Source organism: Nocardia sp. NPDC088792, from assembly GCF_044750615.1.
In the GTDB taxonomy this organism is placed as follows: domain Bacteria; phylum Actinomycetota; class Actinomycetes; order Mycobacteriales; family Mycobacteriaceae; genus Nocardia.
In genome coordinates, this window is record NZ_JBIVKC010000005.1 from 853,290 (window position 1) to 877,442 (window position 24,153).

Annotated in this window: 21 protein-coding genes; 10 read left to right on the forward strand and 11 right to left on the reverse strand. The window is 68.6% G+C overall.

What is annotated here, in order from left to right; translation table 11 throughout:
* Positions 1–23: 23 nt before the first annotated feature.
* From ACIP5Y_RS36205 to ACIP5Y_RS36215, 3 genes are all read right to left on the reverse strand, one after another.
* Entirely contained in the window at positions 24–662 is a 639-nt protein-coding gene (locus ACIP5Y_RS36205) for an ammonium transporter (RefSeq protein ID WP_400356874.1), read from the reverse strand.
* A gap of 163 nt (positions 663–825) precedes the next feature.
* Positions 826–1,590, reverse strand: a complete 765-nt coding sequence (locus ACIP5Y_RS36210; protein ID WP_400356875.1) for an energy-coupling factor transporter transmembrane component T family protein — start codon at positions 1,588–1,590, stop codon at positions 826–828.
* The gene (locus ACIP5Y_RS36215) at positions 1,587–3,662 is read right to left on the reverse strand and encodes an ABC transporter ATP-binding protein (protein ID WP_400356962.1); all 2,076 of its coding nucleotides are present in this window, start codon (positions 3,660–3,662) and stop codon (positions 1,587–1,589) included. The genes ACIP5Y_RS36210 and ACIP5Y_RS36215 overlap by 4 nt, the downstream gene beginning before the upstream one ends.
* Before the next feature lie 155 nt (positions 3,663–3,817).
* Here ACIP5Y_RS36215 and ACIP5Y_RS36220 point away from each other — a divergent pair, with 155 nt between their 5' ends.
* Positions 3,818–4,732 carry a cation diffusion facilitator family transporter gene (locus ACIP5Y_RS36220; protein ID WP_400356876.1) on the forward strand — a complete coding sequence of 305 codons (915 nt, stop codon included), beginning with the start codon at positions 3,818–3,820 and terminating at the stop codon, positions 4,730–4,732.
* 8 nt (positions 4,733–4,740) lie between these two features.
* Here ACIP5Y_RS36220 and ACIP5Y_RS36225 read toward each other — a convergent pair whose 3' ends face one another.
* The gene (locus tag ACIP5Y_RS36225; RefSeq protein WP_400356877.1) at positions 4,741–6,201 is read right to left on the reverse strand and encodes a flavin-containing monooxygenase; all 1,461 of its coding nucleotides are present in this window, start codon (positions 6,199–6,201) and stop codon (positions 4,741–4,743) included.
* Between the two features lie 95 nt (positions 6,202–6,296).
* On the opposite strand from ACIP5Y_RS36225, the gene ACIP5Y_RS36230 reads away from it, so the two are divergent.
* Positions 6,297–7,364, forward strand: a complete 1,068-nt coding sequence (locus ACIP5Y_RS36230; RefSeq protein ID WP_400356878.1) for an AraC family transcriptional regulator — start codon at positions 6,297–6,299, stop codon at positions 7,362–7,364.
* Here ACIP5Y_RS36230 and ACIP5Y_RS36235 read toward each other — a convergent pair whose 3' ends face one another.
* The 4 genes from ACIP5Y_RS36235 to ACIP5Y_RS36250 all read right to left on the reverse strand — a co-directional run bounded on the left by ACIP5Y_RS36235 (position 7,365) and on the right by ACIP5Y_RS36250 (position 11,300).
* Positions 7,365–8,144 carry a metallophosphoesterase gene (locus ACIP5Y_RS36235; RefSeq protein ID WP_400356879.1) on the reverse strand — a complete coding sequence of 260 codons (780 nt, stop codon included), beginning with the start codon at positions 8,142–8,144 and terminating at the stop codon, positions 7,365–7,367.
* A gap of 136 nt (positions 8,145–8,280) precedes the next feature.
* Positions 8,281–9,063 (reverse strand): RluA family pseudouridine synthase, encoded by a 783-nt coding sequence (locus ACIP5Y_RS36240; protein WP_400356963.1) that lies wholly within the window; start codon positions 9,061–9,063, stop codon positions 8,281–8,283.
* Positions 9,064–9,090: 27 nt separating this feature from the next.
* Complete coding sequence (locus ACIP5Y_RS36245; protein WP_400356880.1) at positions 9,091–10,446, reverse strand: wax ester/triacylglycerol synthase family O-acyltransferase; 1,356 nt, start codon at positions 10,444–10,446, stop codon at positions 9,091–9,093.
* Between the two features lie 134 nt (positions 10,447–10,580).
* Positions 10,581–11,300: a hypothetical protein gene (locus ACIP5Y_RS36250; RefSeq protein ID WP_400356881.1), complete on the reverse strand. Its 720-nt coding sequence runs from the start codon at positions 11,298–11,300 to the stop codon at positions 10,581–10,583.
* 228 nt (positions 11,301–11,528) lie between these two features.
* Between ACIP5Y_RS36250 and ACIP5Y_RS36255 the strand changes: the two genes are divergently transcribed.
* A complete protein-coding gene (locus ACIP5Y_RS36255) occupies positions 11,529–12,401 on the forward strand; it encodes an LLM class flavin-dependent oxidoreductase (protein WP_400356882.1) in 873 nt (290 codons plus the stop codon).
* A 33-nt stretch (positions 12,402–12,434) separates the two neighbouring features.
* Here ACIP5Y_RS36255 and ACIP5Y_RS36260 read toward each other — a convergent pair whose 3' ends face one another.
* Positions 12,435–12,830: a hypothetical protein gene (locus ACIP5Y_RS36260; RefSeq protein WP_400356883.1), complete on the reverse strand. Its 396-nt coding sequence runs from the start codon at positions 12,828–12,830 to the stop codon at positions 12,435–12,437.
* Positions 12,831–12,945: 115 nt separating this feature from the next.
* Here ACIP5Y_RS36260 and ACIP5Y_RS36265 point away from each other — a divergent pair, with 115 nt between their 5' ends.
* The 5 genes from ACIP5Y_RS36265 to ACIP5Y_RS36285 all read left to right on the forward strand — a co-directional run bounded on the left by ACIP5Y_RS36265 (position 12,946) and on the right by ACIP5Y_RS36285 (position 19,310).
* Positions 12,946–14,346 (forward strand): DUF1254 domain-containing protein, encoded by a 1,401-nt coding sequence (locus ACIP5Y_RS36265; RefSeq protein ID WP_400356884.1) that lies wholly within the window; start codon positions 12,946–12,948, stop codon positions 14,344–14,346.
* 116 nt (positions 14,347–14,462) lie between these two features.
* Positions 14,463–16,199, forward strand: a complete 1,737-nt coding sequence (gene ctaD, locus ACIP5Y_RS36270) for a cytochrome c oxidase subunit I (RefSeq protein WP_400356885.1) — start codon at positions 14,463–14,465, stop codon at positions 16,197–16,199.
* Between the two features lie 135 nt (positions 16,200–16,334).
* Positions 16,335–17,231 carry a zinc-binding alcohol dehydrogenase family protein gene (locus ACIP5Y_RS36275; protein WP_400356886.1) on the forward strand — a complete coding sequence of 299 codons (897 nt, stop codon included), beginning with the start codon at positions 16,335–16,337 and terminating at the stop codon, positions 17,229–17,231.
* Positions 17,232–17,333: 102 nt separating this feature from the next.
* Positions 17,334–17,783, forward strand: a complete 450-nt coding sequence (locus ACIP5Y_RS36280; RefSeq protein WP_400356887.1) for a hypothetical protein — start codon at positions 17,334–17,336, stop codon at positions 17,781–17,783.
* 183 nt (positions 17,784–17,966) lie between these two features.
* The gene (locus tag ACIP5Y_RS36285; RefSeq protein WP_400356888.1) at positions 17,967–19,310 is read left to right on the forward strand and encodes an AMP-binding protein; all 1,344 of its coding nucleotides are present in this window, start codon (positions 17,967–17,969) and stop codon (positions 19,308–19,310) included.
* A 67-nt stretch (positions 19,311–19,377) separates the two neighbouring features.
* Here ACIP5Y_RS36285 and ACIP5Y_RS36290 read toward each other — a convergent pair whose 3' ends face one another.
* Both ACIP5Y_RS36290 and ACIP5Y_RS36295 read right to left on the reverse strand, forming a co-directional pair.
* On the reverse strand, positions 19,378–21,636 hold the full coding sequence (locus tag ACIP5Y_RS36290; protein WP_400356889.1) for a M20/M25/M40 family metallo-hydrolase: 2,259 nt from the start codon (positions 21,634–21,636) through the stop codon (positions 19,378–19,380).
* Positions 21,637–21,680: 44 nt separating this feature from the next.
* Positions 21,681–22,442 (reverse strand): SDR family oxidoreductase, encoded by a 762-nt coding sequence (locus ACIP5Y_RS36295; protein ID WP_400356890.1) that lies wholly within the window; start codon positions 22,440–22,442, stop codon positions 21,681–21,683.
* A 124-nt stretch (positions 22,443–22,566) separates the two neighbouring features.
* On the opposite strand from ACIP5Y_RS36295, the gene ACIP5Y_RS36300 reads away from it, so the two are divergent.
* Positions 22,567–23,421 carry a helix-turn-helix transcriptional regulator gene (locus ACIP5Y_RS36300; RefSeq protein WP_400356891.1) on the forward strand — a complete coding sequence of 285 codons (855 nt, stop codon included), beginning with the start codon at positions 22,567–22,569 and terminating at the stop codon, positions 23,419–23,421.
* A 55-nt stretch (positions 23,422–23,476) separates the two neighbouring features.
* Positions 23,477–24,133, forward strand: a complete 657-nt coding sequence (locus tag ACIP5Y_RS36305) for a hypothetical protein (protein ID WP_400356892.1) — start codon at positions 23,477–23,479, stop codon at positions 24,131–24,133.
* Positions 24,134–24,153 lie beyond the last annotated feature (20 nt).

Genomic DNA, 24,153 nt, shown 5'->3' on the forward strand with positions numbered 1-24,153 from the left:
GGTTCAGGACCCGGAGACCGGGATCACTTGCCGCCGTTGGCCCACTGGGTGGTGCCCGGTGCGGCGTTGAGCGTGTTGATGAGGTTGATACCGGCGATCAGCAGGGCGGGGCCGCCCGCCACGATGGTGCCGATGATGGCGCCGACACCGGCGGCGACCGGTACCGTCGCGAATCCGAAGGCGCCGCCGGCGAAGCCGAGCAGGCCGATGCCGAACCCGATCGCCAGGCCGACGAAACTGCCGACGGCGGTGGCGATTCCGAACTGGGTGCCGAAGGCGTCCAGGGCGTGCTCGTTCTCCATGGGCGAGGCCACCTCGTGCAGGGCGACCGGGCGGGCCGCGGCCGCATCCTTGACGGCGGTCAGGCTCAGTGTCCGGCCGTCGTTGGAAATGTTCGCGGGGAGCGGGTATTCCAGGCCACCCTCCTGGAAGGACGCCGGCAGGCTCACGACCGTATTACCGGCCGTGTCCTTGATGTTCACCGTGGCACCGGCCAGCTCGAACGAGCCGTTCGTCAGCGTCGTCACCACGCTGTTGCCGACCAGGCCGGTCTGGTAACCGATGTTCGGTGCGTTGGTATCGGCGTGCGCCACACCGGCTCCGGCAATGGCGACGGCGGTGACGACGGGTGCGGCGACAGCGGTGAATTTGCGCAGCATCATGAGGTGTTCCAATCTTCATCAGGTTCTCGGGGCAACGCCCGGCCCGCGCGTAAATTCCCTCCCTGTGCACCTCGGGCCGAGCCGATGATGCGATAACGCGTTACAGCTAGTTACGGTAGCGCGATCCACCGACACCGCGAATAATTTTCGACTCGAGTGTCGATCAAAACAGCAGGTCGATTCCGCCGCCCACCACGCATACCAGCGCCACCAGCGCCAATGCGATCACGTCCCGCCGCCCCGGCGAGCTCGGCCGGGCGGTCAATTCGCCGGTGCCGCCGCGGGTGGTGATGGCCTCGCCGAGTTCGCCCGCACGCCGGCTGGATACCGCCATACTCGCGGTGAGGATATCGACGAGCGGATTCTCCGATGCCCGATGCAGCAGCGAATCCTTGGGCCGCAGTTTGCGTGCCGCGCGCAGCACCCGCATCTCCTCGAGCAGCAGCGGCAGCCCGCGCAGCATGAGCGCCACCACCACCGCCCACTCGTCCACCGGAATCGAATGCCGCACCCCGTGCCGCGTCCAGCCGATCTTCTTCAGCGGCGCACCCAGTTTGGCCAGGGCGGGCGCCACCTCACCCAGCGGCGTGGTCCACGCGATCAGGAAGGACGCGCCCAGCAGCACGAACCCGAACAGCACCACCTGCACGTACCGCAGTACCGCGGCCCCGCCCACCGGCACATTGATGGCGCCGCCGATGGCGATGCCGGCCCACAGCCACCACGGGAACCGCGGCAGCGTGCCCAGCGGCAGCTTGGCCAGGATCCACACCGCCACCAGGAAGGCGACGCTGAAACCCAGCAGCCACCAGGACGGCTGGAACATGAGCAGCACGCTGATCGCGAAGGCGCTGATCATCTTGGTACCGGCCCACAGCCGGTGCACGGGGCTCGCGACGGGAACCTCGCGCAGGACGATGCCGCTCATCGGGCGCCTCCGGTGACATCGTGGCCCTGCGCCGCGAAAGCCGGTGCCGTGGAATCGTTTTCGACCAGGTGGCCGTCTCGCAGGTGGACGGTCCGATCGCAGACGGCGGCCATATCGGCGACATCGTGCGAGATGACGATCAGGGTGAGACCCGAATCCCGCAGCCGGGCCAGCAGTTCCACCACGCCCGCGCGGCCTTCCGGATCCAGTCCGGCGAGTGGTTCGTCCAGCACCACCACCTGCGGCCGGCTGGCCACGATGGCGGCCAGCACCACGCGTTTGGCCTGTCCGCCACTGAGTTCCTCGACGGAATGGGAGGCCAGGGCGCGGTCCAGGCCGACGGCGTCCAGCGCTCGCGCGACCGCGGCGGAACCCCGCCCGCCCCAGTCCTCGATCTCGGTGCCCACGTCCTGGCGCTGCAACTGCAACCGCGAATGCTGGAAGGCCAGCTGTACCTTGCCGATTCGCCGGTGCACCGGATGCGCGCCGTTCGATTCGACCAGCTCGCAGCTGCCTTCGCTCGGCACCGTGAGCCCGGCCATGATCCAGGCCAGGGTGGACTTGCCGGAACCGTTGCCGCCCACGATGAGCAGCGCCTCACCCCGGCGCACGCTCAGGTCGATGCCGTGCAGCGCGGGCGCCTCCCACGGTGTGCCGCGGTTGTAGGTGTGCCGGACGCCGCGCAATTCGAGCACGGGTTCGCCCATGGGCCGGCGCCGGGTATCACGCACCGGGCGCGGCCAGGCGGGCAGATGGTCCACGGACCGGCCGTCGCGCAGGTGCACCACCCGGTCGGCGGCGGCCGCGTCGGCCTCGTGGTGGGTCACCAGGATCACGGCCATGGCGTGCCGGCGCGGCAGATCCGCCAGCAGCGCAACGAGATCCCGGCGGCCCTCCGGATCGATCATGGAGGTGGCCTCGTCGGCGATGAGCAGGGTGGGCCGCCGGGCCAGCGCCGCCGCGACCGCGAGCCGCTGCTGCTGCCCGCCGGACAGGGTCGCGGTCTCGCGCCGGCCCATGCCCGTCAGGCCGACCTCGCCCAGCAGTCCTTCGATATCCACCTCGGCGGCGATCTCGGTGGGCAGGCCCCACACCACATCGTCGGCCACCAGCACGCCCAGGGTCTGACTTTCGGGGCGCTGCAACACCATTGCGGTGCCGCCGAGTACGCCGAGACCCGCGGAGCCGGGCCGGGTGACCGTGCCGGTGCTCGGCGATCGGCCCGCGAGAATCCTGGTGAGCGTGGACTTGCCGGATCCGTTGTGCCCGACCACGGCCACGAATTCGCCCATCCTGATGGTCATGTCGATGCCGTGCAGGGCGTCGGTGCGCGCGCCCGGATAGCGGAAGGTGACCCCGTGCAAGGTGACCGGCAGCGGGGCCACCGCCCGGTCGTCGGCGGGCCCGTCGAGCAGATCGTCGCGGCCGGGCAGCCAGGCCAGCCGGTCCAGCACCGAGCCCAGCACGAACCAGGAGAAGACGCCGCTGACCATCATGGCGGCGACAATGCCGCCGCCGACGAACGCCCACCACCAATGCAGTACGTCCCCGGTCAGATTCGAGACGGCCCGGCCCAGCGGTTCCAGCTGCGGCTGGCGCGCCGCCAGATTTTCCACGCCCTGCGCGGAGTTGCGGATACTGTCGAACAGCAGTTGGCGTGACCCGGAGAAGAGCAGCAGCAGCCCGACGGAGAACGAAGCCATCGTCAGCCCGGCCAGCGTGGACAGCCCCAGCACCGCGAGCAGACCGCCGTGCCGGCGCTTGACCGTGCCGATGATGCCGCCGACCACCGCCACCCCGATCAGGTTGGTGGCGGGCACCAGCCCGGCGGCCACGAAGGTGACCAGCGTCGCGGCGATGGTGGTGCCGAGCAGCACCCGGAAGCGATGCCGATGCGACAGCAGGCCCATGGGCACCGCCGCCACCAGTTGCAGCGCCGCGGCGAACGGCACCAGCGACCCGACCGTCACCAGCCCGACCGTCGCACCGCCGAGCACCGCCGCGGTCGCGAATTCGATGGGACGCAGTGGGCCGTGCGGAAGGCCGGGCGCCGGAGCTCCGGCGGCGAGCACGCCGAGCCGGGTGGGCGCGGCCCCGTGGGCCTGGGACGAATCGGTCACGCATTCCAGTCTGCCGTGTCCGAGGGGGTCCCCAGGGTGACCTCTCAACATCTCCACAGGATCTTGCCTTCGGCATCTCATACTCGCGAGCGGAAGCAGGCCGGACTTTGGGACACGAACACACGCACGCCGTCGCGCCGGAGAGCGCGTCGGGCAGGTATCTGAGCAGGCTGACGCTGGCGCTGGGCATCGCGCTGGTGTTCATGGTGGTCGAATTCGCGGTGGCGGCGATCACCGATTCGCTGGCGCTGCTGTCGGATGCGGCGCACATGCTGACCGATGTGGTCGGGATCGCGATGGCGCTGTCCGCGATTCTGCTCGCCAAGCGCAGCAAACCCACCTATACGCGCACCTTCGGGTACTACCGGGCCGAGGTGCTGGCGGCGCTGGCGAACGCGGTGCTGCTGTTCGCCGTCGCGATCTACGTGCTGTACGAGGCCGTTCGCCGCATCGGTGAGCCGCCGGCGGTGCCCGGGGTGCCGGTGCTGGTGGTGGGCGCGCTCGGGCTGGCCGCGAATATCGTGTCGTTCCTGCTGCTGCGGTCGGGGGCGCAGGAGAGCCTCAATGTGCGCGGCGCGTATCTGGAGGTGTTCGCGGATCTCATCGGCTCGATCGGCGTGTTGCTGTCCGCGGCCATCACGCTCACCACCGGCTGGCGGTACGCGGACATGATCATCGGTGTGGCCATCGGCTTCTGGGTGCTGCCGCGCACCTGGCTGCTGGCCCGGCGGTCACTGCGAATCCTGTTCCAGCACAGCCCGGAAGGGCTCGATGTGGAGCGGGTCGCGAAGGCGCTGCAGGCGGTGCCGGGCGTGGCCGATGTGCACGATCTGCACGTGTGGACACTGACCTCGGGCATGGAGGTGGCGTCGGCGCACATCACCGTGAATCCCGGGCGTGTCGGCGACGAGGTGCTGCGAGCGGCCCAGCACGTACTGGCGGAGGACTTCCGGATCGAACATGCGACGCTGCAGGTGGAGGATATCGAATCGGCCCGCCACTGTGCCGAACTCTCCTGGTAGCCAGGCGATTACGGGGCGTTCAACCGATAGTCCGCGGTCTTCACGCGCCGGGTGCGGCGGCGGTAGCTGCGGGTAGTCCCGGGCCAGTTGTTGGTGATGCGGCCCGATGCCGTGCGATACCAGCTCGTGCAGAAGTTCCACGGCGTGCGCGCGAGCCGGCCCTGTAGCGCGGTATTGAATTCGCGCTCCACATCGGATTTCACCTCCAGGCATTGCCCAGGATGCTCGGCCAGTAATTGCACGGCGCGGCGGATGTAGCGGGCCTGCGATTCGATCATGTAAATGATCGACCCCACACCGAGATTCGTGTTCGGTCCGTACACCAGGAACATGTTCGGGAACTGCGGCACCGTGATGCCGAGGTAGGCGTGCGCGCCGCCGTCCCACACATCGGAGAGGTTCGCCCCGCCGCGCCCGCGAATCTTCATGGGCCACAGGAATTCCGTGCCCTTGAACCCGGTGCCGTAGATGATCACGTCCGCCTCGTGCAGCACGCCGTCGGCGGTGCGCACGCCCTCGGGCACGATTTCGCTGATGAGCGTGGTCTCCACGGTGACGTTCGGCTGGGTGAGCGCCGGGTAGTAGTCACTGGAGAACAGTCCGCGCTTACAGCCGATCGGATAGTCGGGAGTCAGTTTCGCGCGCAGTTCCGGATCGGTGACCTGCTCCTCGAGATGTTTCTCCGCGAGCCGCGCGACCATGCGCACGATGCCGGGGAACTCCACCAGGCCCAGCGCCACGAACTCGGCGATCGACCACCACGAGAGCCGCTCGGCCAGCGGCATTCCCGGAATCTCGATCAGGATGCGCTGATGTACCGGCTTGTAGTCGGTATCGAATTTGGGCAGGACCCAGGCGGCGGTGCGCTGGAACAGGGTCAGCCGTGCGACCTGCGGCTGGATCTCCGGCACGTATTGGATGGCGCTGGCCCCGGTGCCGATGCAGGCCACGCGTTTCCCGGCCAGCGGCACGCCGTGATCCCAGCGCGCGGAGTGGAAGGACGGCCCGGCGAAGGTCTCGACCCCGGGGATGGCGGGCATGGCGGGCCGCGACAGTTGTCCGACCGCGGAGATCAGGATGTCGGCGGTGCGGGTGCCGCCGTCGGCGGTGCGCACCACCCAGCGTCCGGCGTCCGGTCCGGGGCCGGTGACGAATTCGGCCTCGGTGACCTCGGCCCCGAACACGATGCGGTCGTAGAGGCCGTTGCGCTCGGTCACCTCGCGCAGGTACTCCCGGATGTCCGGGCCCGTCGAATACCGCTGCCGCCACTTGGGTTTGGGCTCGTGGGAGAACGAGTACAGCGGGGAGGGCACATCGCAGGCGGCGCCGGGATAGGTGTTCTCCCGCCACACCCCGCCCAGGTCGGCGGCCTTTTCCAGGATAGTGGACTCGCGGAAACCATTGCGCTGCAGCTCGATCGCCATGCCGAGTCCGCCGAAGCCCGCGCCGATGATGATGATCGACGGCATGTGGTGCTCCTCTACGTCGAAGACTCATCCAAGCCTAGGAGTGAGCGCCCGATTTGGTGGGCGACCTGATCGAGAATTTCGGCCATAATCCGTGTATGAGCACGGTGCAGGAGGCGGGGATCCGGGACTGGGATTTCCCGCGCGGGGTCGCGAGCGTCGCGCTCATGGCCGGATTCGCCCGCGAACACGGGGTACCGGCGGCCCGCATGCTGCAGGGCAGCGGGCTGACAGAGCAGGCCCTCGCCGATCCGGACGCGCAGATCGACGCCCACACCGAACTGGCGGTCATCCGCAATCTGGTGCGGGAACTGGGCCATCGGCCCGAACTGGGACTGGAGGTGGGGCGGCGCTACCGCATCACCACCTTCGGCATCTTCGGCTTCGCCTGCGTCAGCAGCCCCACGCTGGGGGAGGCCATCACCTTCGCACTGCGCTATCTGGAACTCAGCTTCACCTTCTGCATCCCGGTGGCGCGCTGGCAGCCGGGCGAGTTCGTGGCCCGCATCCACGACGAGCGCATTCCCGCCGATGTGCGGCGCTTCCTGGTGGAACGCGATGTCACCGCCATGTACCAGATGCTGTGCGATCTGGTCGGGCACCGGGTGGACCTGGTGCGCGCCGAATTCGACTTCCGCACACCGGAGCGCCTCGACCTCTACACCGAGATCTACGGGCTGCGACCGGATTTCGAGCAGCCGCACAATCTGTTCGTGCTCGACCCGGAGGTGCTGGACAAGCCGCTGCCGCAGGCCAACGAGCACACCTGGGCCATGTGCCTGGCGCAGTGCCGGGAACTGGTGTCGCGCCGCCGCGCCCGCACCGGCATCGCCGCGGAGGTCCGCGAACGCCTGGTGCCGCGCGGCGGCGTGGACGGATTCGCGGCCCCGCCCGGAATCGACGCGGTGGCACGGGATCTCAATATGAGCACCCGCACGCTGCGCCGACACCTGGACGCCGCCGGCACCAGCTACCGGCAGCTGCTCGACGAGGTGCGGCGTGCGCTGGCGGAGGAAATGCTCACGGCCACACCGTTGTCGGTCAGCGATGTGGCCATCCGGCTCGGGTACGCGGAGGCGTCCACCTTCATCCACGCCTTCAAACGCTGGACCGGGACCACCCCGTCGGCCTACCGGCGCGGCGCGATCACCGCCGTGATCCGCTGATCATTCGAGGGGTTCACCGAGCCAGCCGCCCATGGCGATGGGCCGGAAGGCGGACAGCAGCCCGCCGTCGGTGATCGAATGGAACACCAGCGACGGGTCCGGCGCGAAGTCGATCGGCACGTGACCCGGTGCGGCCGTTTCCCATTCGCAGCCGATGGTGGAGGACACGCTCGGCGCGACGATCAGCGGCTTGCCCGCGAACTGCGTCATCAGCCCGGAGTGCACATGCCCGGTGAGCACCGCGGCAATGCGGTCGTCGCCCGCCACGATCTGCGCCAGCCGTTCCGGATTGGTGAGCGGAATCGGGTCGACCACCGTGGACCGCACCGGCCGTGGCGGATGATGCATGGCCACCAGCACCACATCGTCATCGGGTGTGGCGGCCAGCAGGTCGGTGAGGAAGGTGTAGGTCTCGTCGTCCAGCAGGCCTTCCGGCTTGCCGGGAATGCTGGAGTCCAGCAGGGCCAGGGTGACGCCGTCCAGCCGGAAGGACTGATTGATCGGGCCGTGGCCGGCGTCCTGGCCGAACAGTACGGTGCGCATATTGGCGCGGTCGTCGTGGTTGCCGGGCAGGATCAGCACTGGCACATCGGCGACGAGTGCGGCGCGCGCCTGCTGGTACTCCTCGATATCGCCCTCGTCGGCGATATCGCCGGTGACGATGATGGCGTCCGGTCGCTGCGGTAGGTCGGCCAGGAAGGCCATCACCCGCTCGGTGCGTTCGCTGTTGCGCGCGCTCATGTTGAAGTGAGTGTCACTGAGCTGGGCCACCAGAACCATCGGCGTTCGCTTTCTGTGAAGGGCAGCAGCATTGCGCCCGAACGTGCCCGCAGCGTCGAAGGCACTCCTCACAGGCTAATTGACCTGCCTTGATGCGGCCTCAGTGAGACTCGCCACCGAATATAGCGTTTGCACATCACTTATCGGTGGAAGTGGTGTGGCTCATGAGTTCGCTTGCGATGCTCAGCAGTTGCTCCGGCTCGGCGGTGACGGGCTCCTGTCCGATGTGCCAGAAGTCTGCTCCCGGGTCCGCCTCGAGTTCCAGCACGCCGGTGTCTCGCCACGACGCGTCCAGGCGCAGACGCCACGAATGCAGGTGTGTGCGCTGGTGTGTGCCGGACCGGTCGAAGAGTGGATCGCCGACGATGGGGTGGCCGATCCAGGCCAGGTGCACGCGAATCTGGTGGCGGCGGCCGGTGATCGGGCGCAGCGCGAGCACGGTGTGCGAGTCGGTGCGGGCGAGGGTGGCGAATTCGGTGATCGACGGATAGTTCTTGCCCGCCAACAGATCTTGTTCGTTCACCCGCCAGGTATCGCCGTCGCGGCGGATGCTCTCCCGCGGTGCGGCAATGCGCACGCGGTTCTTGCGGCCGACGCTCAGCGGGAGGTCGATGACGCCGCGATCGGGCAGTCCGGTGGATTCGGTGACGGCCAGGTACGCCTTGCCGACCGTGCGCTTGTTGAACTGCCGGGTCAGCTCGCCGTGCGCGGGCAGCTGCTTGGCGAGCAGCACCAGGCCCGAGGTCACCTTGTCGATGCGGTGCACCGGGTAAAGCGTTTCCCCTTGGGCGGCAGCCATTTCCACGATGTCGGTATCGTGGCGTTCACCGGTCACCGAGATGCCGGCGGGCTTGTTCAGCGCCAGCACGGCATCGTCTTCGGTGATCAGGCACTGTTTCCGCAGCTCTGGCCAATCCATCTCCACCGGGTAAAGCGTAGAGAAGTGTCAGAGGACGGCTTTCTCCAGCTCCGTCAGACCGTTCTCCAGATGGTCGATCATGCGGTCCAGGTCGGGCACCGTGCGGCGGCAGCCGACCAGTCCGAAGTCGAGGTTGTCCCCGTTGGTGGTGAGGGTGATGTTCATGGCCTGCGATTCGAAGGGAATCGACAGCGGGTAGTTGGCATCCAGTCGCGCGCCCTGCATGTACACGGGCTTGCGTGGCCCGGGAACATTCGAGATCACCAGGTTGAACGGCATTCTCGGCAATGCCTGGAAACCCGGCAGCAGGGAGACGCCGAGCGGGGTCATCAGCAGCGCCGACAGCGCCATGGCCTCCAGCTTCGGCAGCTGGCCGAAGACCTGCTTGGCCTCCCGCATCGAGTTCCTGATGGCGGTCAGCCGCTCGGCCGGATCGTCCAGGTGGGTGGCCAGATTCGCGAGGCAGGCCGCGACCATATTGCCCTCGGAGGTATCGGCCTCGGCGACCGTGCGCACATTCACCGGCACCATGGCGATGAGCGGCTCGTCCGGCAGCGCATCGTGTTCGAGCAGATAGGACCGCAGTGCGGCGGAACTCATGGCGAGCACCACGTCATTGACGGTCGCGCCGGTGGCCTGCCGGATATTGCCGATGCGTTCCAGCGGCCAGGACCGCACCGCGATCCGGCGGGCGCCGCCGATGGACACGTTGAACATGGTGCGCGGCGCGGTCATCGGCATGGTCAGCCGCCCGTCCAGCACTCCGCGCAGCGGCGCGGCGATGGACCCGGTGCTGCGGATCATCCGCGGCAGCGTCCGGCGCAGTTGCTGCCAAGGGCTTTCGGGTTCGCCGGGATCCTTGACGACCGGCGCGGCGCCCCACGGCACCCGGACGCGTGAGTCGAAGGGATCGTCGGTGAGGGTGCGCTGCAGCAGCCGCATGGCCGACACCCCGTCGATGAGGGCGTGGTGCATCTTCATGTAGACGGCGAAGCGCCCGTCGTCGAGTCCCTCGATGACCCGGGCCTCCCACAGCGGCCGGTGCCGGTCCAGCAGGATGCCGTGCAGCCGCTCGGTCAGATCCAGCAGATCGGGCAGGCCGCCCGGGGCGGGCAGTGCGGAACGCCGCAGGTGGTAGTGCAGATCGACCTGGTCGGCATGGGACCACGCAATGCTGGAGAAGCCGCCCAGCAGGCGGCGGGGCTGCCGCCGGAACCGGGTGCGCACCTCGGTGGCGTCGGCCATGGTCTCGTAGAGGTCGTGGACGAAGTCCGGCCCGGCATCGGCGGGCGGTTCGAACAGCTGCAGACCGCCCACGTGCATGGGGTGTTCGCGGGATTCGATGGCAAGGAAAATGGCGTCGAGAGGGTTGAGAAGGTCCATGGGAGCCGCCTGGTACCGATGGGCATGCGAGCCCGGAGAGACACGGTGCGGCGACGCTGCCCCCCGCCTGCCTTAGCTGATGAATCAGGTTAGCACCGCGTTGGATTCGTCATGACTCGAGCGATCGTCCAAATCTAGGCGGCGGTGCTGCCCGGTGGTTGCTGACGCTCGAGATCGGTGCGGGAGGCGAAGGTCATGCTGACGCTGGTGCGCCGTCCGTGCACGAACGGATGCACGCGGTGCAGCGTGGTGTCGGTCCGCATCAGATAGAGGTCGCCCGCGTTCAGCTCCCAGGACTGAATCGGGTTGCGGGTCAAGGTCCGATAGATGTCGGCGTGGTCCCAGTCCCGGCGGGTGTGCGCCACCGTCTGCACGAACCCGCCGTCGGCCAGCGGCGGGCACTCCACCACCAGGACGAGCGTGAAAGCGTAATCGTCCCAGTGCCATTGGCCGGGCGCACCGTCGTGGTGCAGCCGGTTGACCGTGTACCGCGAGCTCCCCGGGCTGGGCAGGACGGGTTCGGCGGCCACCAGGGAGAGCCTGTCCCGCAAGGGTTCACAGTCGTAGAGCTGCGGGATGCAGCCCGCGTGCGCGTCGACCTCCTGCTGCGACAGGTCCACCGGCTGCTGCCGGGCGGTGTGCTCGGCGTCGGGCAGCAGGTCGCCCCATTGCCGATGGTGATCGAGCAGGGTCAGCGCCTCCACCGCCAGGGCCCGCTTCACGCGGTAGGGGAGCAGGAAGCCGAGCCGGGCTATCCCGGTCTCCGCCAATCGATTCCGAGCATGGTGCAGGGCATCGCCGTCCACTCTCGGGAGATGTCGTCGTGCCAGTTCGAGCATGTTGTTGTCGTGCACCGCTACGTCCTTCCCCGGACCGTCTCGCGCGCGGTCCGGCTGCCGGAAGACCGGGCCGTACCCCCGGGCGGCCCTGTTTCTGATTGTAATCCGTTGCCGGGCAACGACTATTGATTCAGGTCGCCGGTTGATCACGATCGGATGGCGGTCCGTGATCTTCCGGCGGTGCCGACCCGGACGTTCTGGACTCGCCGAGCCGACAGGGGCTCGGGGGAGCCGCAGGTCAGCGTGGGTAGCCTGGTATTCGCTATGGGCGATTACGGGCATGAGCTCAGGTTCGGGATCTTCGTTCCGCCCGAGGCGGCGCGCGGCCCGGCGCTGCTGCGGCTCATCCGTCAGGCCGACGAGGCGCGCCTGGAAGTGCTCGCGGTGCAAGATCATCCGTATCAGTCCGCCTTCCTCGACACCTGGACCCTGCTGTCCTACGCCGGCGCCATGACCCGCAATCTCACCCTCATGCCCGCCGTGGCCAATCTGCCGCTGCGCCCACCCGCCGTGCTGGCGCGCAGCGTGGCCAGCCTGGATCTGCTCACCGGCGGCCGGGTGGAACTCGGACTGGGCGCGGGCGCCTTCTGGGATGCCATCGAGGCCATGGGCGGGCCGCGGCGCACACCGGGACAGGCGCTCACCGCACTACGGGAGGCCATCGCGGTCATCCGGGCGCTGTGGGGTACGGACGAACGCCCGCGCGTCGAGGGGCAGTTCTATGCGCTGCGCGGCACGAAAGCCGGTCCGGCCCCGGCACATCCGGTCGGCATCTGGCTCGGCGTGTACGGCCCGCGCGCCCTGCGCCTGACCGGTGAACTGGCCGACGGCTGGCTCGGCAGCTTCGCCTACGCGCCGCCGGACCGGCTGGCCGCGCTCATGTCGGCGATCGACACCGGGGCGCGGGACGCGGGCCGGGTGCCCGCGCTCATCCGCCGCGCCTACGTGATCGACCCGACCATGACGCCCGCACAACTCACGGATGTGGCGCTGGCCCATGGCATCAGCGAATTCCTGCTCCCGGTGGATCCGGACGGCGAATGGGCGACCCAGCAGTTCGCGGCCGAGACCGTACCCGCGGTGCGGGCCGCGGTCGCCGCGGCCCGCGTGCTCTAGCGCCTGGTGGACCCGGGTGAACCTGCCGCTCGGCTACCCGAAGAGGCGGCTGTTCACGATCTTCCGGATGGGCGACAGGAAGCCGTCGCGGGCGACCCGGTCCGTGCGCACGGTGTGCATGCTGACATCGCCGCGCGCCGGATCCTCGCAGATGACCCGCAGATCCCGGCTGTTCGAATGCGCCGTCCCCAGCGTGAGGGTGACGGTGCCGTCGGAGTCGACGGTGCCCCACGGCCCGCTGACGTCCTTACCGGCGATCTGACAGCGATTGCTCGCCTTCTCGCCGGTGATCCTGGCGGTGAGATCGGAGTGGCCCTGGATGACGGCCTTGGGCTCGCTGTTGGCGGTCGCGACGCCCGCGGCCAGCAGGGTGCCGAGAGCGCCGACCACAGCGGCGGTGGTGATGCGGGTGCGCAGCGATCGACTCATGGTTCCGATAGTGAATCGTGGCTTGTGAGGATTTCGTGATGTAGCAGGGTGAATCGGCGATGAATTACGCGTCAAGAGTTTTTCCGGCCGGTCGGTTTGATACGTTTCCGGCGTCATGGACAGCGCTTTCGATCGACGCGCCATGCTCGGACTGGCCATCGCCGCCGGGCTGTCCCTCCCCGCGTGCGGCCGGTCCGCCCCTCCCGGAACTTCCACGCCGACGACCTTAGCGGACCGCGACGCAATCGCAATCGCCACCGACGCATACATTTTCGGCCTGCCACTGCTATTGGTGCACGCCACCAGGGATGCCGCCGGACCGGTCAATATTTTTCAACACGCGGATTACTTGCCGAGCGCCGACGATCGCCTGGTGGTCCGCCTCAACCTCGACACGCTCTACTCGATGGCGTGGCTGGACCTGGCCGCCGAACCCATGATCCTGCAAGTGCCGGCCGTCGCGGGCGGCCGCTACTGGCTCATGCAACTACTGGACGCCTGGACCAATACCGTCCACGACCCCAGCGGCCCCCGGCCGGGTACCGCGAATCCGCAAGGGCCCTACACCTATCTGATCACCGGACCGGACTGGACCGGCGAGGTGCCGGCCGGCGTCACGCGGCTGCCCATGCCCACCCGCACCGCCTGGCTGACGGGCCGGATCCAGATCAACGGCCGGGCGGATCTGCCTGCCGTGCACGCCATCCAGCAGGAACTGCGCCTCGCGCCGCTGCGCGCCTGGCTCGCCGATCCGCACGCGCCCACCCCGGGCCTGCCGCTCCCGGCGCGGTCCCTGGGCGCGGGCCCCGGTAAGGACGTCGCGGCCATGGACGGCCGCACCTTCTACGACCGCCTGTGCGCCCTCATGGCCGTCGACGCCCCCGCTCCCGCCGACGCGCCCGCGCTGAAACGCTTCGCTGCCATAGGAATCGAACCGGGCGGGGCCGTGGCCCACTACCCGGGCGCGACCCTGGCCGCCGCGGCCGCGGCGGGCCGCCGGCGCATCGCCGATTACGTGGACCCCGACGCCCGGACCGTGAACGGCTGGCGCATCGCCACCGACCTCGGCAGCTACGGCACCGACTATCTCTTCCGGGCCGGCACCGCCGCCACCGCCCTCGGCGTGAATCTGCCGTGGGACGCGCTGTATCCGACCACCCAGGCGGTGGCCGACGACAATGGCGCGCCGCGCCGCTTCCGGCTGCGTTTCGCACCCGGGCAACTGCCGCCGGTGGACGCCTTCTGGTCCGTCACCGCCTACGATGCCGATAGTTATCTGGTGGCCAATCCGGCGCACATTTACGCCGTCGGACACGAGATTCCGGTGGTGCCCGGACCGGACGGCTCGGTCGAAATCGCGGTGCAGAATGCCGACCCGGGACCGGCCGTGCCGCGCGGCAATTGGTTACCGATTCCGGGCTCCGGCAAGTTCTCCCTGACCATGCGCCTGTACGCTCCCAGATCAGATGCCATCGAGGGTCTCTGGCAACCACCCGAGCTGAAACCGGTGTCCTGACTACCGGTCGGAGTGTTCTCTGCCAGAATCGAATTGCTGTGAGTACGCTGATCGCCGTTCATTGCGGGTTCCGGAGCAGGTAATCCAGCTACGGACCAGACCTCGAGGAGGATGTGGTGACTGCCGTAGCTCCTAAACCGGAATCGGGTCTGGAGGCCGTTCGGCCTTATCCGGCCCGGCTCGGTCCCAAGGGCTCATTCGTATACAAACTGGTGACGACGACCGACCCGAAAGTGCTCGGCGTCATGTACATCGCCACCGCGACCTCGTTCTTTCTCATCGGCGGCCTGCTGGCCCTGTTGATGCGGGCCGAATTGGCCCGCCCGGGCATGCAGTTCCTGTCCACCGAACAGTTCAATCAGCTGTTCACCATGCACGGCACGATCATGCTGCTCTTCTACGCGACCGCGATCGTGTTCGGCTTCGCCAATATCGTGCTGCCGCTGCAGATCGGCGCACCCGACGTCGCCTTCCCGCGGCTGAACGCCTTCAGCTACTGGCTGTACCTGTTCGGCGCCAGCATGGCCACCGCCGGCTTCCTCACCCCGGGCGGCGCCGCCGACTTCGGCTGGACCGCCTACACGCCGCTGTCGGATATGCAGCATTCGCCAGGTGTGGGCGGCGACCTGTGGATCCTGGGCCTGGCAGTCTCCGGTCTGGGCACCATCCTGGGTGGCGTCAATATGCTCACCACCGTGGTCTGCCTGCGCTGCCCCGGTATGACCATGTTCCGGATGCCGATCTTCACCTGGAACATCGCCATCACCAGCATCCTGGTGCTGCTGGCCTTCCCGATCCTCACCGCGGCCCTGTTCGGGCTGGCGTACGACCGGCACCTGGGCGGGCACATCTACGACGCGTCGAACGGCGGGGCCATTCTCTATCAGCATCTGTTCTGGTATTTCGGGCATCCCGAGGTGTACATCATCGCCTTGCCCTTCTTCGGGATAGTCTCGGAGATCTACCCGGTCTTCAGCCGCAAGCCGATCTTCGGTTACAGCACACTGGTTTACGCGACCATGGCCATCGCGGCGCTGTCGATCGCGGTGTGGGCGCACCACATGTACGCGACGGGATCGGTGCTGCTGCCGTACTTCTCGTTCATGACCTTCCTGATCGCGGTCCCGACGGGTGTGAAGTTCTTCAACTGGATCGGCACCTTGTGGAAGGGGCAGCTCACTTTCGAGACGCCCATGCTGTGGTCGATCGGCTTCCTGGTGACCTTCCTCTTCGGTGGGCTCTCGGGCGTCATCCTGGCGTCGCCGCCCATCGACTTCCATGTCTCGGACTCGTATTTCGTGGTGGCGCACTTCCATTACGTGCTGTTCGGCACCATCGTGTTCGCGACCTTCGCGGGCATCTACTTCTGGTTCCCGAAGATGACCGGCCGCATGATGGACGAGCGGCTCGGGAAGTGGCACTTCTGGACGACGTTCATCGGCTTCCACACCACCTTCCTGGTGCAGCACTGGCTGGGTAACCAGGGGATGCCGCGTCGTTACGCCGACTACCTGCCGAGCGACGGATTCACCACGCTCAACACGATTTCCACCATCGGCGCCTTCATCCTGGGCGGGTCGATGCTGCCGTTCGTGTGGAACGTCTTCAAGTCCTACCGGTACGGCGAGGTCGTGACCGTGGACGACCCGTGGGGTTACGGCAACTCCCTCGAATGGGCGACCTCCTGCCCGCCGCCGCGGCACAACTTCTACGAGTTGCCGCGGGTACGTTCGGAGCGGCCGGCCTTCGAGCTGCACTACCCGCACATGATCGAGCGCATGCGCGCAGAGGCGCACGTGGGCTGGGGCTCCAAGCCCCACCAGGTGGCCGAGGAGGCCAAGGTCTCCGGCTGAGTCACCGCGCAACCGCTGTTCAGCGCGGCGGCCGTCCATTCGGGCGGCCGTCGCGCTTTTTAGGTTTGACATAGAAAGTCAGTTGGATCTAAAGTTGGGTCCGTACCAAGATTGAATCGCTCGAAAGGCACCCCCGTGCGCAAGATCAGCTTTACCGGTCGGCCGGAACTCACCACCGCCGAGCAGCCCGTGCCCGGCCCGGGGCAGCTGCTCATCCGGATCGAACTCACCGGGGTGGGGCTCGGGCTGGTGCGGATGATCAACGCGGGCAATGGGGTAGACGGGGGCGAGATCGCCGGCACCGTCGTCGCGGCCGGGGCGGATGTCGCGGAGTGGGCCGGAAAACGCGTGTGCGGACTGGTCTTCGAGGGCGCGTTCGCCGAATACGCCCTGGCCGTACCGCAATTGCTCACCGAGATCCCGGACGGCGTCGATGCCGCGGACGCGCTGGCGCTGGCGCGCGGTGGTCTCATCGCACAGGGCTTGGTGCGGACCGCGCGGGTCGCGAGGGGGGAATCGGTCCTGATCACCGGCGCTGCCAGCGGAGTCGGCCACCTGGCCGTGCAAGCGGCCAAGGCGCTCGGGGCATCTCGGGTGGTCGCGGTCGTAAGCAATTCGGACAAAGCCGAATTCCTGCGGGACTGCGGCGCCGACACTGTCGTGACCTACGACGAGCCGTGGGGCGACCCCGTGGACGTGGTACTCGACGGCGTGGGTGGCGACCTGGTGCAGCGTGGCGTGGATGCCCTTGGCACACAAGGTCGTCTGCTCGCCTTCAGTGCGGGCGGCGGTGCGGTTGACGCGAACAGTCTGCTGGCCGGGCTCAAGACCGTCACCGGGTTCTCCATGGGCCTGCTCAGCCGGACCCGCGCCGATCTCCTGGTCGCGTGGCGCGCCGAGCTGTGGGAACTGCTGGCGGCCGGTCGGATTCGCCCGCGGACCACGGTGCTGCCCGTCGGCGAGATCGAGTCCGCGATCGAAATTGTGGCGTCGCGGCGCAATCTCGGGCGGGTCGCGGTCCGAATCGCTTGATGGTGTCCAGCCCCGAAAAGTTAGGGCAAGTAACTTGCGATCTTCGGGGAACGACATTCATAGGGTCATAGCCCGGGTCGGGTAACAACGAAGGGGTAACGAATGAAGATGCGTGCGGTTCTCGGAATGGCCACGGCGGCCATCGCGGTCTCGCTGGTCGGCACCGCCACGGCGAGTGCGGACCCGGTGAATCCGAATGACTATCTGATCGGCAACACGGTGTACTTCAATGCCGGCCCCGCGCAGTGCTCGATCGGCCCGGACGGCACCACCGGTTGCGATATCGCACCGGGCATCGCCAAGTGGCTGGACATGATCCCGGTAACCGATCTGGCCATCGACGTGCCGTTCCTGCCGGCGCACCCGACCTTCGGCGTCTTCGGCGCCTACGGCCGATCCGACGCGCAGTGGCTGGGGCAGGGGCCGAACGGCTACGGCTCGACCATCAGCTACGCCGGCGCCACCTGCTCGGGCGGCGGCCGCGGGGGCATCAGCTGCAACTCGAAGGGACACAGCTTCAGCTTCGGCTGGTCGGGTACACAGACCAACTAGCACTGCTCGCCGGAGCCGCCCGGGACCGAGGTGGCGGGCTGATCATTTGTCCATTCAGCGCGCCACTCCGGGCCGGTATCGAATAGCAGTGAGCTTGCCATGGAGGTGCGGTACCCTCCGCAGGCACAGCGTGGAACCGCCACGCTTGCGATAACTTCGCAGGTCTCTACTCCGGGAGGGACAATGCTGGCCGATTCACCGGATGTTTGCGACACCGTACCGCAGTTCACCAGCCCGCGCGCCGGCGTGCTCTACACGCATCCGGCCGAGACGGCGGGCGCGGCTCCCGAGCTGATGACCCTGCTACGGCAGTGGAACGACACCAGCCAAGCCGTCGCCCTGACCCTGCCGCAGCTGCTCATCCGCGCGGCCGCCTACAACCCCGAAGCCGCCGCCGTGGTGTCCGGGGCGGGCACCATGACCTATCGAGAACTCGCCGCGCGCGTGAATCGCCTGGCGCGCAAGCTGATCGAGCGCGGCATCGGCCCGGAGGACGTGGTGGCCGTGGCAATGCCGCGGTCGCCGGAATGGGTGGTGGCCGTATGCGCGGTGGCGCATGCGGGCGCGGCCTTCCTGTCCGTGGATCCGGACGCCCCCGCCGGGCGGCTGCTGTGCGTACTGGCGGATTCCGATGCGGCCGTGGGGATCACGACCGCGGAATGGCGGCCCGCACTGCCGAAACTGCCGGGCGCGCAATGGCAGCTGCTGGAGACCGGCGATGCCGACGGGGCGGACGCGCCGCCGATCACGGATGCCGACCGGGTGCGGCCGCTGCGGCTGCAACATCCGGCGTATGTGGTGTACCCGGCCGTGTCCAGCGGAAAAGTGCTGGGCGCCAAGGTGACTCATGCAGGGCTCGCCAATCTGGTGGTGACCCAGGCGCAGCGTTGCGACTCCGATCTCGATGCCCGGGTGCTCGCCATCGCCGCGCCCGGTTCCGATGCCGCGGTGTGGGAGCTGCTGCTCGCCCTCGGCTCCGGCGCCACCCTGGTGCAGGCGCCGGTCCGTTGCGCGGGCGCCGATCTGTACGAACTGCTGGCCGGATCCCGCATCACCCATGCCGCGCTCACCCCGCATCTGCTGGCCACCCTCCCCGGCGCCGAACCGCTGCCCGAACTGCGGCTGCTCGCCACCTCGGGCGCGGCCTGCCCGCCCCGCATGACCGGAATCTGGTCCGCGGGACGGTCGTTCGTGAGCGGTTACGGCTGGGCCGAGACCACCGTCTGTGCGACCGTCAGCCGCCCCCTGGACCCGGTGGGCCCCGGCCATGCGGTCTCCATCGGCGGCCCGGCCGTGGGCACTCGCTGCTATGTCCTCGACGAATGGCTCAGCCCCGTCCCGCCCGGCGTCATCGGCGACCTCTACGTGGCCGGTCCCGGCGTCGCCCGCGGCTACCACCGCGGTTCCGGCGCCACCGCCCACCGTTTCGTCTCCGACCCCTTCACGCACGGCGACCGCATGTTCCGCACCGGCGAACTCGCCTCCTGGCGCGGCAACGGCGAACTCGACCACCACGGCCGCGCCTGATCCAGGCACTACCGCGGCGACCCAGGCTCTATCGCGGTGACCCAGGCGCTATTGCACGACGCCGCCGCTACGGCAGCTGCACGGCGGTGAAGACGAGGGCGGTGCTGTCCTGGCGGAAGTAATAGTCCGGCGGCGGGTTCTGGAAGCCTTGGAGATTGGAGTCGGAGAGCCAGGATTGGTCGGCGAGACGCAGATGCAGCGGACCGGCGGGGGCGACGAGCGTGACCTCGATACCCTGGGCCGGCGGCGCGTAGAAGCGGAAACCCTTGGCGGGGACGGGCGTGATATCCCGGCCGGCCACGCGCAGCGCTTGGACCGGGCCGTCCCAGTGCAGGTCGATGCGGGGCGCGCCGCGCGGTGACTGCAATCGCAGCCGGACCGTCCGATGGCCGGAATCGGTGCTGTCGGAAAGGATTTGGGCAGTGGGCGGGGTGAGAGCCTGATCCGCCGCCTGGCCGCTGGACACGGCCGCCAGCCACAGATCCGTGTACGGCGCGCCCGGCCCGGTGCCGATCACGTAGGTCCGGGTCCAGTCGTTCGGGGCGAAGGCCGAGATCCACCGGGCGTCGTGGTGGTCCGCGTCCAGCGCGTAGACGAGCTGGGTCACCCGCGGCCGGCTGTCGCCGTAGCGATCGACGGTCAGCCCGGTCGCGGCGAGCGCGGCGACCACCACGACCACGGTGGCCGGAACGGTCCAGCCGCGCCGGGCCGGCCAGCTGCGCGAGAGTGTCAGCAGCAGTAAGCCACCCAGCAAGGCCACCTCGGGCGCGACCAGGAAGGGTGCGCCCTCCAGCCCCGCCTGCGCCCCGGTCCACACGGTGACGCCCAGGAACACCGCCGCCGGCAGCAGCGTGATGGTGAACAGCGGCAGCCGCCACCGATCGGGCAGCACGAAGGTGAGCGCCACCCCGATCGTGGCGGCGCACGCCGGAATGACCAGCACGTAGGCCGGGGCCGGTGCGAGCGCGGCGGCCACCGCGGCGATCACCGCGGTCCCCGTCAGCAGCCCGACGGGCGCGGCCGTGGGCCCGAAGACGCGGCGCGCGAACGCATACCAGGCCAGCAGCGCCGCGGCCGCCGCCAGGATCATCGCGACCTGGTAGTACTGCGGCACATACGGGTCGACCCCCGCCTCCCCGTAGGCGGGCCGCACGGTCTTCAACAGTTCCCACAACCCGTAGGTGGCCACCGCCGCGAGCGGCACCGTCACCAGGGAGGTCGCGGCGGCGAGCAATACCCGGACCACACCCGCATCGCCATTGCGCCGCACCTGCCGGAGCACCCACGCCAGCGCGAGCGCCATGAGCGCGGCGAGCGCGATGATCACCCAGACGGGCAGCAGTACCAATGTCCCGAAGGGCAGCGTGAAAAACGTCCGGTCCGTGTCGTTTCCGAGGTTCCCGAGATCCCGCTGCCCGAAGGCCTTCGCCTGCGCGAGGGTGTTCTCGCCCAGCTGCTGCAGGGTGGGCAGGCCGATATGCGCCGGATCGTCCATGCGGTTGTGGTAATACGCGCTCTTACCCGCGTACGCCCAGTCCAGTACGCGTAGCCCGCCGGGCTGGAAGGCGCTGAAATCGGTGGTACTGGTGGTGGCGTCGCCGGCCAGTGCCGTGCTCACCGCATCGGTATTCGGATGCGGCGCCGCGCCACTGAGCGCCCGGATGAGCGGCGCGACGGGCCGGGTGAGCCGCCACAGCAGGGGTGGGCCGCCCGCGCCGCGCGCATCGTGATTGATCACCACGCTGCGGTCGCGATCGTAATTCCCGGCCGCCACAAAGGCTTCCGCGCCCAGCAGCCCGGGTTCCTCACCGTCGGTGAGCAGCACCACCAGGTCGTTGCGCAGCCCGGTCCCGCTCGCTTTCAATGCCCGGACGGTCTCCAGGATGGCTGCCACACCGGAACCGTCATCGTTGGCGCCCGGTCCGGAGGTCACGGAATCATAGTGTGCGACAAGGTAAACGGTGCCGGTGGCATGCTCACCCGGCAGCCGCGCGACGATGTTCTGGACCCGCCCCAAGCCGACACTGTCGTTCTTGAAGGCCACCGGCCATTTGCCGATCGCGGTCCGGATCTCGGTCTGCAGTCCGGCCGTCCGCAGTACTCCGGCGAGATAGTCGCGCACGCGGTCGTGTTCGGTGCTGCCGATCGGATGGGTGCGCCGCGCGATCTCCTCGATGGTCCGCAGCGCCCGCTCGGCGCTGAAGGTATCGGCGGGTGCGGATGCGGGCCGATAGCCGTGCGGTTGTTGCTCCCATGCCGTGGCCAGGGCCACGGCGAGCAGCAGTGCGAAGGCCAGACACCCCTGAAGTCCTCGCGCTGCCCGCATACGTCGATAGTAGGCAGCGGATCAGCGCGGGGGCGGGAGGTCGATCAGGCCTGCTGGGTGGGCAGGATGACGGCTTGCCGCAGGTTGACGCGGGCCGGGCGGCTGGTGGTGAAGGCGATGAGGTCGGCGATGTCGTCGGCGGTGAGCGCCTCCATGGCGTCGTACATGCCGTCGAGCTGGCCGCTCAGTTCCGCATTGTCGATGTGCGAGCCGAGCTCGGTGTCGGTGAGGCCGGGCTCGATATTGGTGACACGTACCCGGCGCGGCCCCAGTTCGGTGCGCAGGCCGGTGGAGAGCTGGGTGATGGCGGCCTGGGTCGCCCCGTACACGGCGTAGGTGGGGAAGGGGACGTGCGCGCCGATGGAGGAGATGTTCACCAGGTCGGCGGTGCGGCCCGCATCGGCGGCCGCGAGCAGGTCGTCGGTGAAGGCGCGGATCAGCCGCAGCCGCCCGGCGACATTGGTGTTCAGCATGCGCAGCCATTCGTCCTCGCGGCCCGCGGTGATCGGGTTGGGCAGCATGACGCCGGCCGAGTTCACCAGCAGATCCACGGGTCCGAAGGCGGCGTGTACCTGTGCGGCGGCGGCCCGCACGCTCTCGGAGTCGGTGACGTCCACCGGAACCGGCAGGGCGACACCGCCTTCGGCCTCGATCTTGGCGGCCAGGGTCTGCAGCCGGTCCAGGCGGCGGGCCAGCAGGGCGACGCGGGCGCCGTTGCGGGCCAGCAGCAGGGCGGTGGCCTCGCCCATACCGCTCGCGGCTCCGGCGATGACGGCGGTGCGGCCGGCCAGGTTCTCGTAGCTCATGATCTCGCTCCTCGGTGGTTCTCGCTGTTGCTGGAACCAATCCTGTGCCGGAGTGCGCGCGGCAACGAGGGTTCGGCGTTTCCTGGGTCTGCCGGTACCAGGATGGATTCGTAGGCTGGACACCATGAGCGAACTCGGCGACTTCCTGCGCACCCGGCGCGCCCGCATCCGGCCCGCCGAGGCCGGCCTGGCCGAGTACGGCCGGCGGCGGGTGCCCGGCCTGCGCCGCGAAGAGGTGGCGCAGCTGGCCGGGGTCAGCGTCGACTACTACATCCGGCTGGAACAGGGCCGCGGTAAGCACGCCTCGGATGCGGTGCTGGACGCGGTGGCGCGGGCCCTGCGGTTGAACGATTCCGAGCGGGCGCACCTCTACGCGCTGGCGCGGCCCGGCGGGACCGGCGGCACGCCCGCGCGCCCGGCCGGGAACGGCGGCGTGTACATCGGTGCGCTGCGGGACGGCGCGCGGCTGGTGCTGGACGCGATCACGGCGCCGGCCTTCGTGCTGGGCCGGCGAATGGATGTGATCGCGTGGAACGCCATGGGGGACAGGGTTTCCGGGTTCTCCACCGTGCCGCCGGCCGAATGCAATCAGGCGCGCTATCTGTTCCTGAATCCGGCCGCGCCCGAGTTCTATCCGGAGTGGGACACGGTGGCGGAGGAGACGGTGTCCTATCTGCGCCGGGATGCGGGCCTGCATCCGGGCGATCCGAAACTGGCGGCCATGGTGGCCGAGCTATCGGATCGCAATCCGGTGTTCCGGCGGCTCTGGGCCGATCATCCGGTGCGCGAGAAGACGCACGGCCGCAAGATCATCCAGCATCCGCGAGCCGGGCGGCTGCGGCTGGGATATGAGACGCTGGCGCTGCCGGGGGACCCGGATCTGCTGCTGGTGGTGTACACCGCCCCGGCCGATTCGGCCACCGCCGGCGCACTGGCCGAGCTGGCGGCCGAGCTCGGTGTCGGCGTCGTACCGGCCTGATATCGAGTGGGCGTAATCCCAGGTAGGGGCCGATTTTCGTGGTAAACCGACTGGTATGACGGTGCAAGTTGCTCCCGACGACCCGCCCACGGCGGCAGGACGTTCGGTCGAATTCTGGGGCTACAGCATGTGGGGGCTGGCCGGGCTCGCCATTGCGGGGCCCGAACTGGCGTCGGTGTTCCGGCTGGCCGGCTGGCCGACCATCTCGAACACCATCGGGCACCTGGAGACTCAGCACTCCTGGGTGCGGCTGGTGGTCGTCGCCGTGATCTCGGTGCTCGCGTATTACGCTGTCCCGCAACTCGCCATCGATCCGAAGCCGATCCCGGCCGGCGTCGGCGGCCGCGCCTTGACCGTCAACGGTCGTATCGCCAAGCATGATTCACCCGTCACCCTGCTGGGTGCGGGCTATCTGCTGACCGCGGTGGCGACGTTCGTCTTCGGCATCGCCTTCGCCGCCACCGATCGCGGCATGCATCCCGGATCGTATGTGGGCGCGTATGTGCTCTACGGCCTGATCGCCTTGATGTGGGTCATCGTGCCGAGCGCGCTGGCATTGTTCTTCAGCCGGGATGTCCCCTTCCCCACGCTGTTTCGGACCATCGGGTATCTCGAACGCCGGGCGCATCCGGCCGCCGCGCTGATCCTGGCGGGCCTGGTGGTACTGCTCATCCACCTGTCCTTCTACCCGTGGCCGAAGATCAACAGCTGAATCGGCGGAGCTGACCGAAA

What these genes read in the sequence shown, in the direction of transcription:
- ACIP5Y_RS36205 (WP_400356874.1), bottom strand. Translation starts at nt 662, where the DNA reads ATGATGCTGCGCAAATTCACCGCTGTCGCCGCACCCGTCGTCACCGCC.
- ACIP5Y_RS36210 (WP_400356875.1), bottom strand. Translation starts at nt 1,590, where the DNA reads ATGAGCGGCATCGTCCTGCGCGAGGTTCCCGTCGCGAGCCCCGTGCAC.
- ACIP5Y_RS36225 (WP_400356877.1), bottom strand. Translation starts at nt 6,201, where the DNA reads ATGCCGTCGATCATCATCATCGGCGCGGGCTTCGGCGGACTCGGCATG.
- ACIP5Y_RS36230 (WP_400356878.1), top strand. Translation starts at nt 6,297, where the DNA reads ATGAGCACGGTGCAGGAGGCGGGGATCCGGGACTGGGATTTCCCGCGC.
- ACIP5Y_RS36235 (WP_400356879.1), bottom strand. Translation starts at nt 8,144, where the DNA reads ATGGTTCTGGTGGCCCAGCTCAGTGACACTCACTTCAACATGAGCGCG.
- ACIP5Y_RS36240 (WP_400356963.1), bottom strand. Translation starts at nt 9,063, where the DNA reads ATGGATTGGCCAGAGCTGCGGAAACAGTGCCTGATCACCGAAGACGAT.
- ACIP5Y_RS36245 (WP_400356880.1), bottom strand. Translation starts at nt 10,446, where the DNA reads ATGGACCTTCTCAACCCTCTCGACGCCATTTTCCTTGCCATCGAATCC.
- ACIP5Y_RS36260 (WP_400356883.1), bottom strand. Translation starts at nt 12,830, where the DNA reads ATGAGTCGATCGCTGCGCACCCGCATCACCACCGCCGCTGTGGTCGGC.
- ACIP5Y_RS36265 (WP_400356884.1), top strand. Translation starts at nt 12,946, where the DNA reads ATGGACAGCGCTTTCGATCGACGCGCCATGCTCGGACTGGCCATCGCC.
- ACIP5Y_RS36280 (WP_400356887.1), top strand. Translation starts at nt 17,334, where the DNA reads ATGAAGATGCGTGCGGTTCTCGGAATGGCCACGGCGGCCATCGCGGTC.
- ACIP5Y_RS36285 (WP_400356888.1), top strand. Translation starts at nt 17,967, where the DNA reads ATGCTGGCCGATTCACCGGATGTTTGCGACACCGTACCGCAGTTCACC.
- ACIP5Y_RS36290 (WP_400356889.1), bottom strand. Translation starts at nt 21,636, where the DNA reads ATGCGGGCAGCGCGAGGACTTCAGGGGTGTCTGGCCTTCGCACTGCTG.
- ACIP5Y_RS36295 (WP_400356890.1), bottom strand. Translation starts at nt 22,442, where the DNA reads ATGAGCTACGAGAACCTGGCCGGCCGCACCGCCGTCATCGCCGGAGCC.
- ACIP5Y_RS36300 (WP_400356891.1), top strand. Translation starts at nt 22,567, where the DNA reads ATGAGCGAACTCGGCGACTTCCTGCGCACCCGGCGCGCCCGCATCCGG.
- ACIP5Y_RS36305 (WP_400356892.1), top strand. Translation starts at nt 23,477, where the DNA reads ATGACGGTGCAAGTTGCTCCCGACGACCCGCCCACGGCGGCAGGACGT.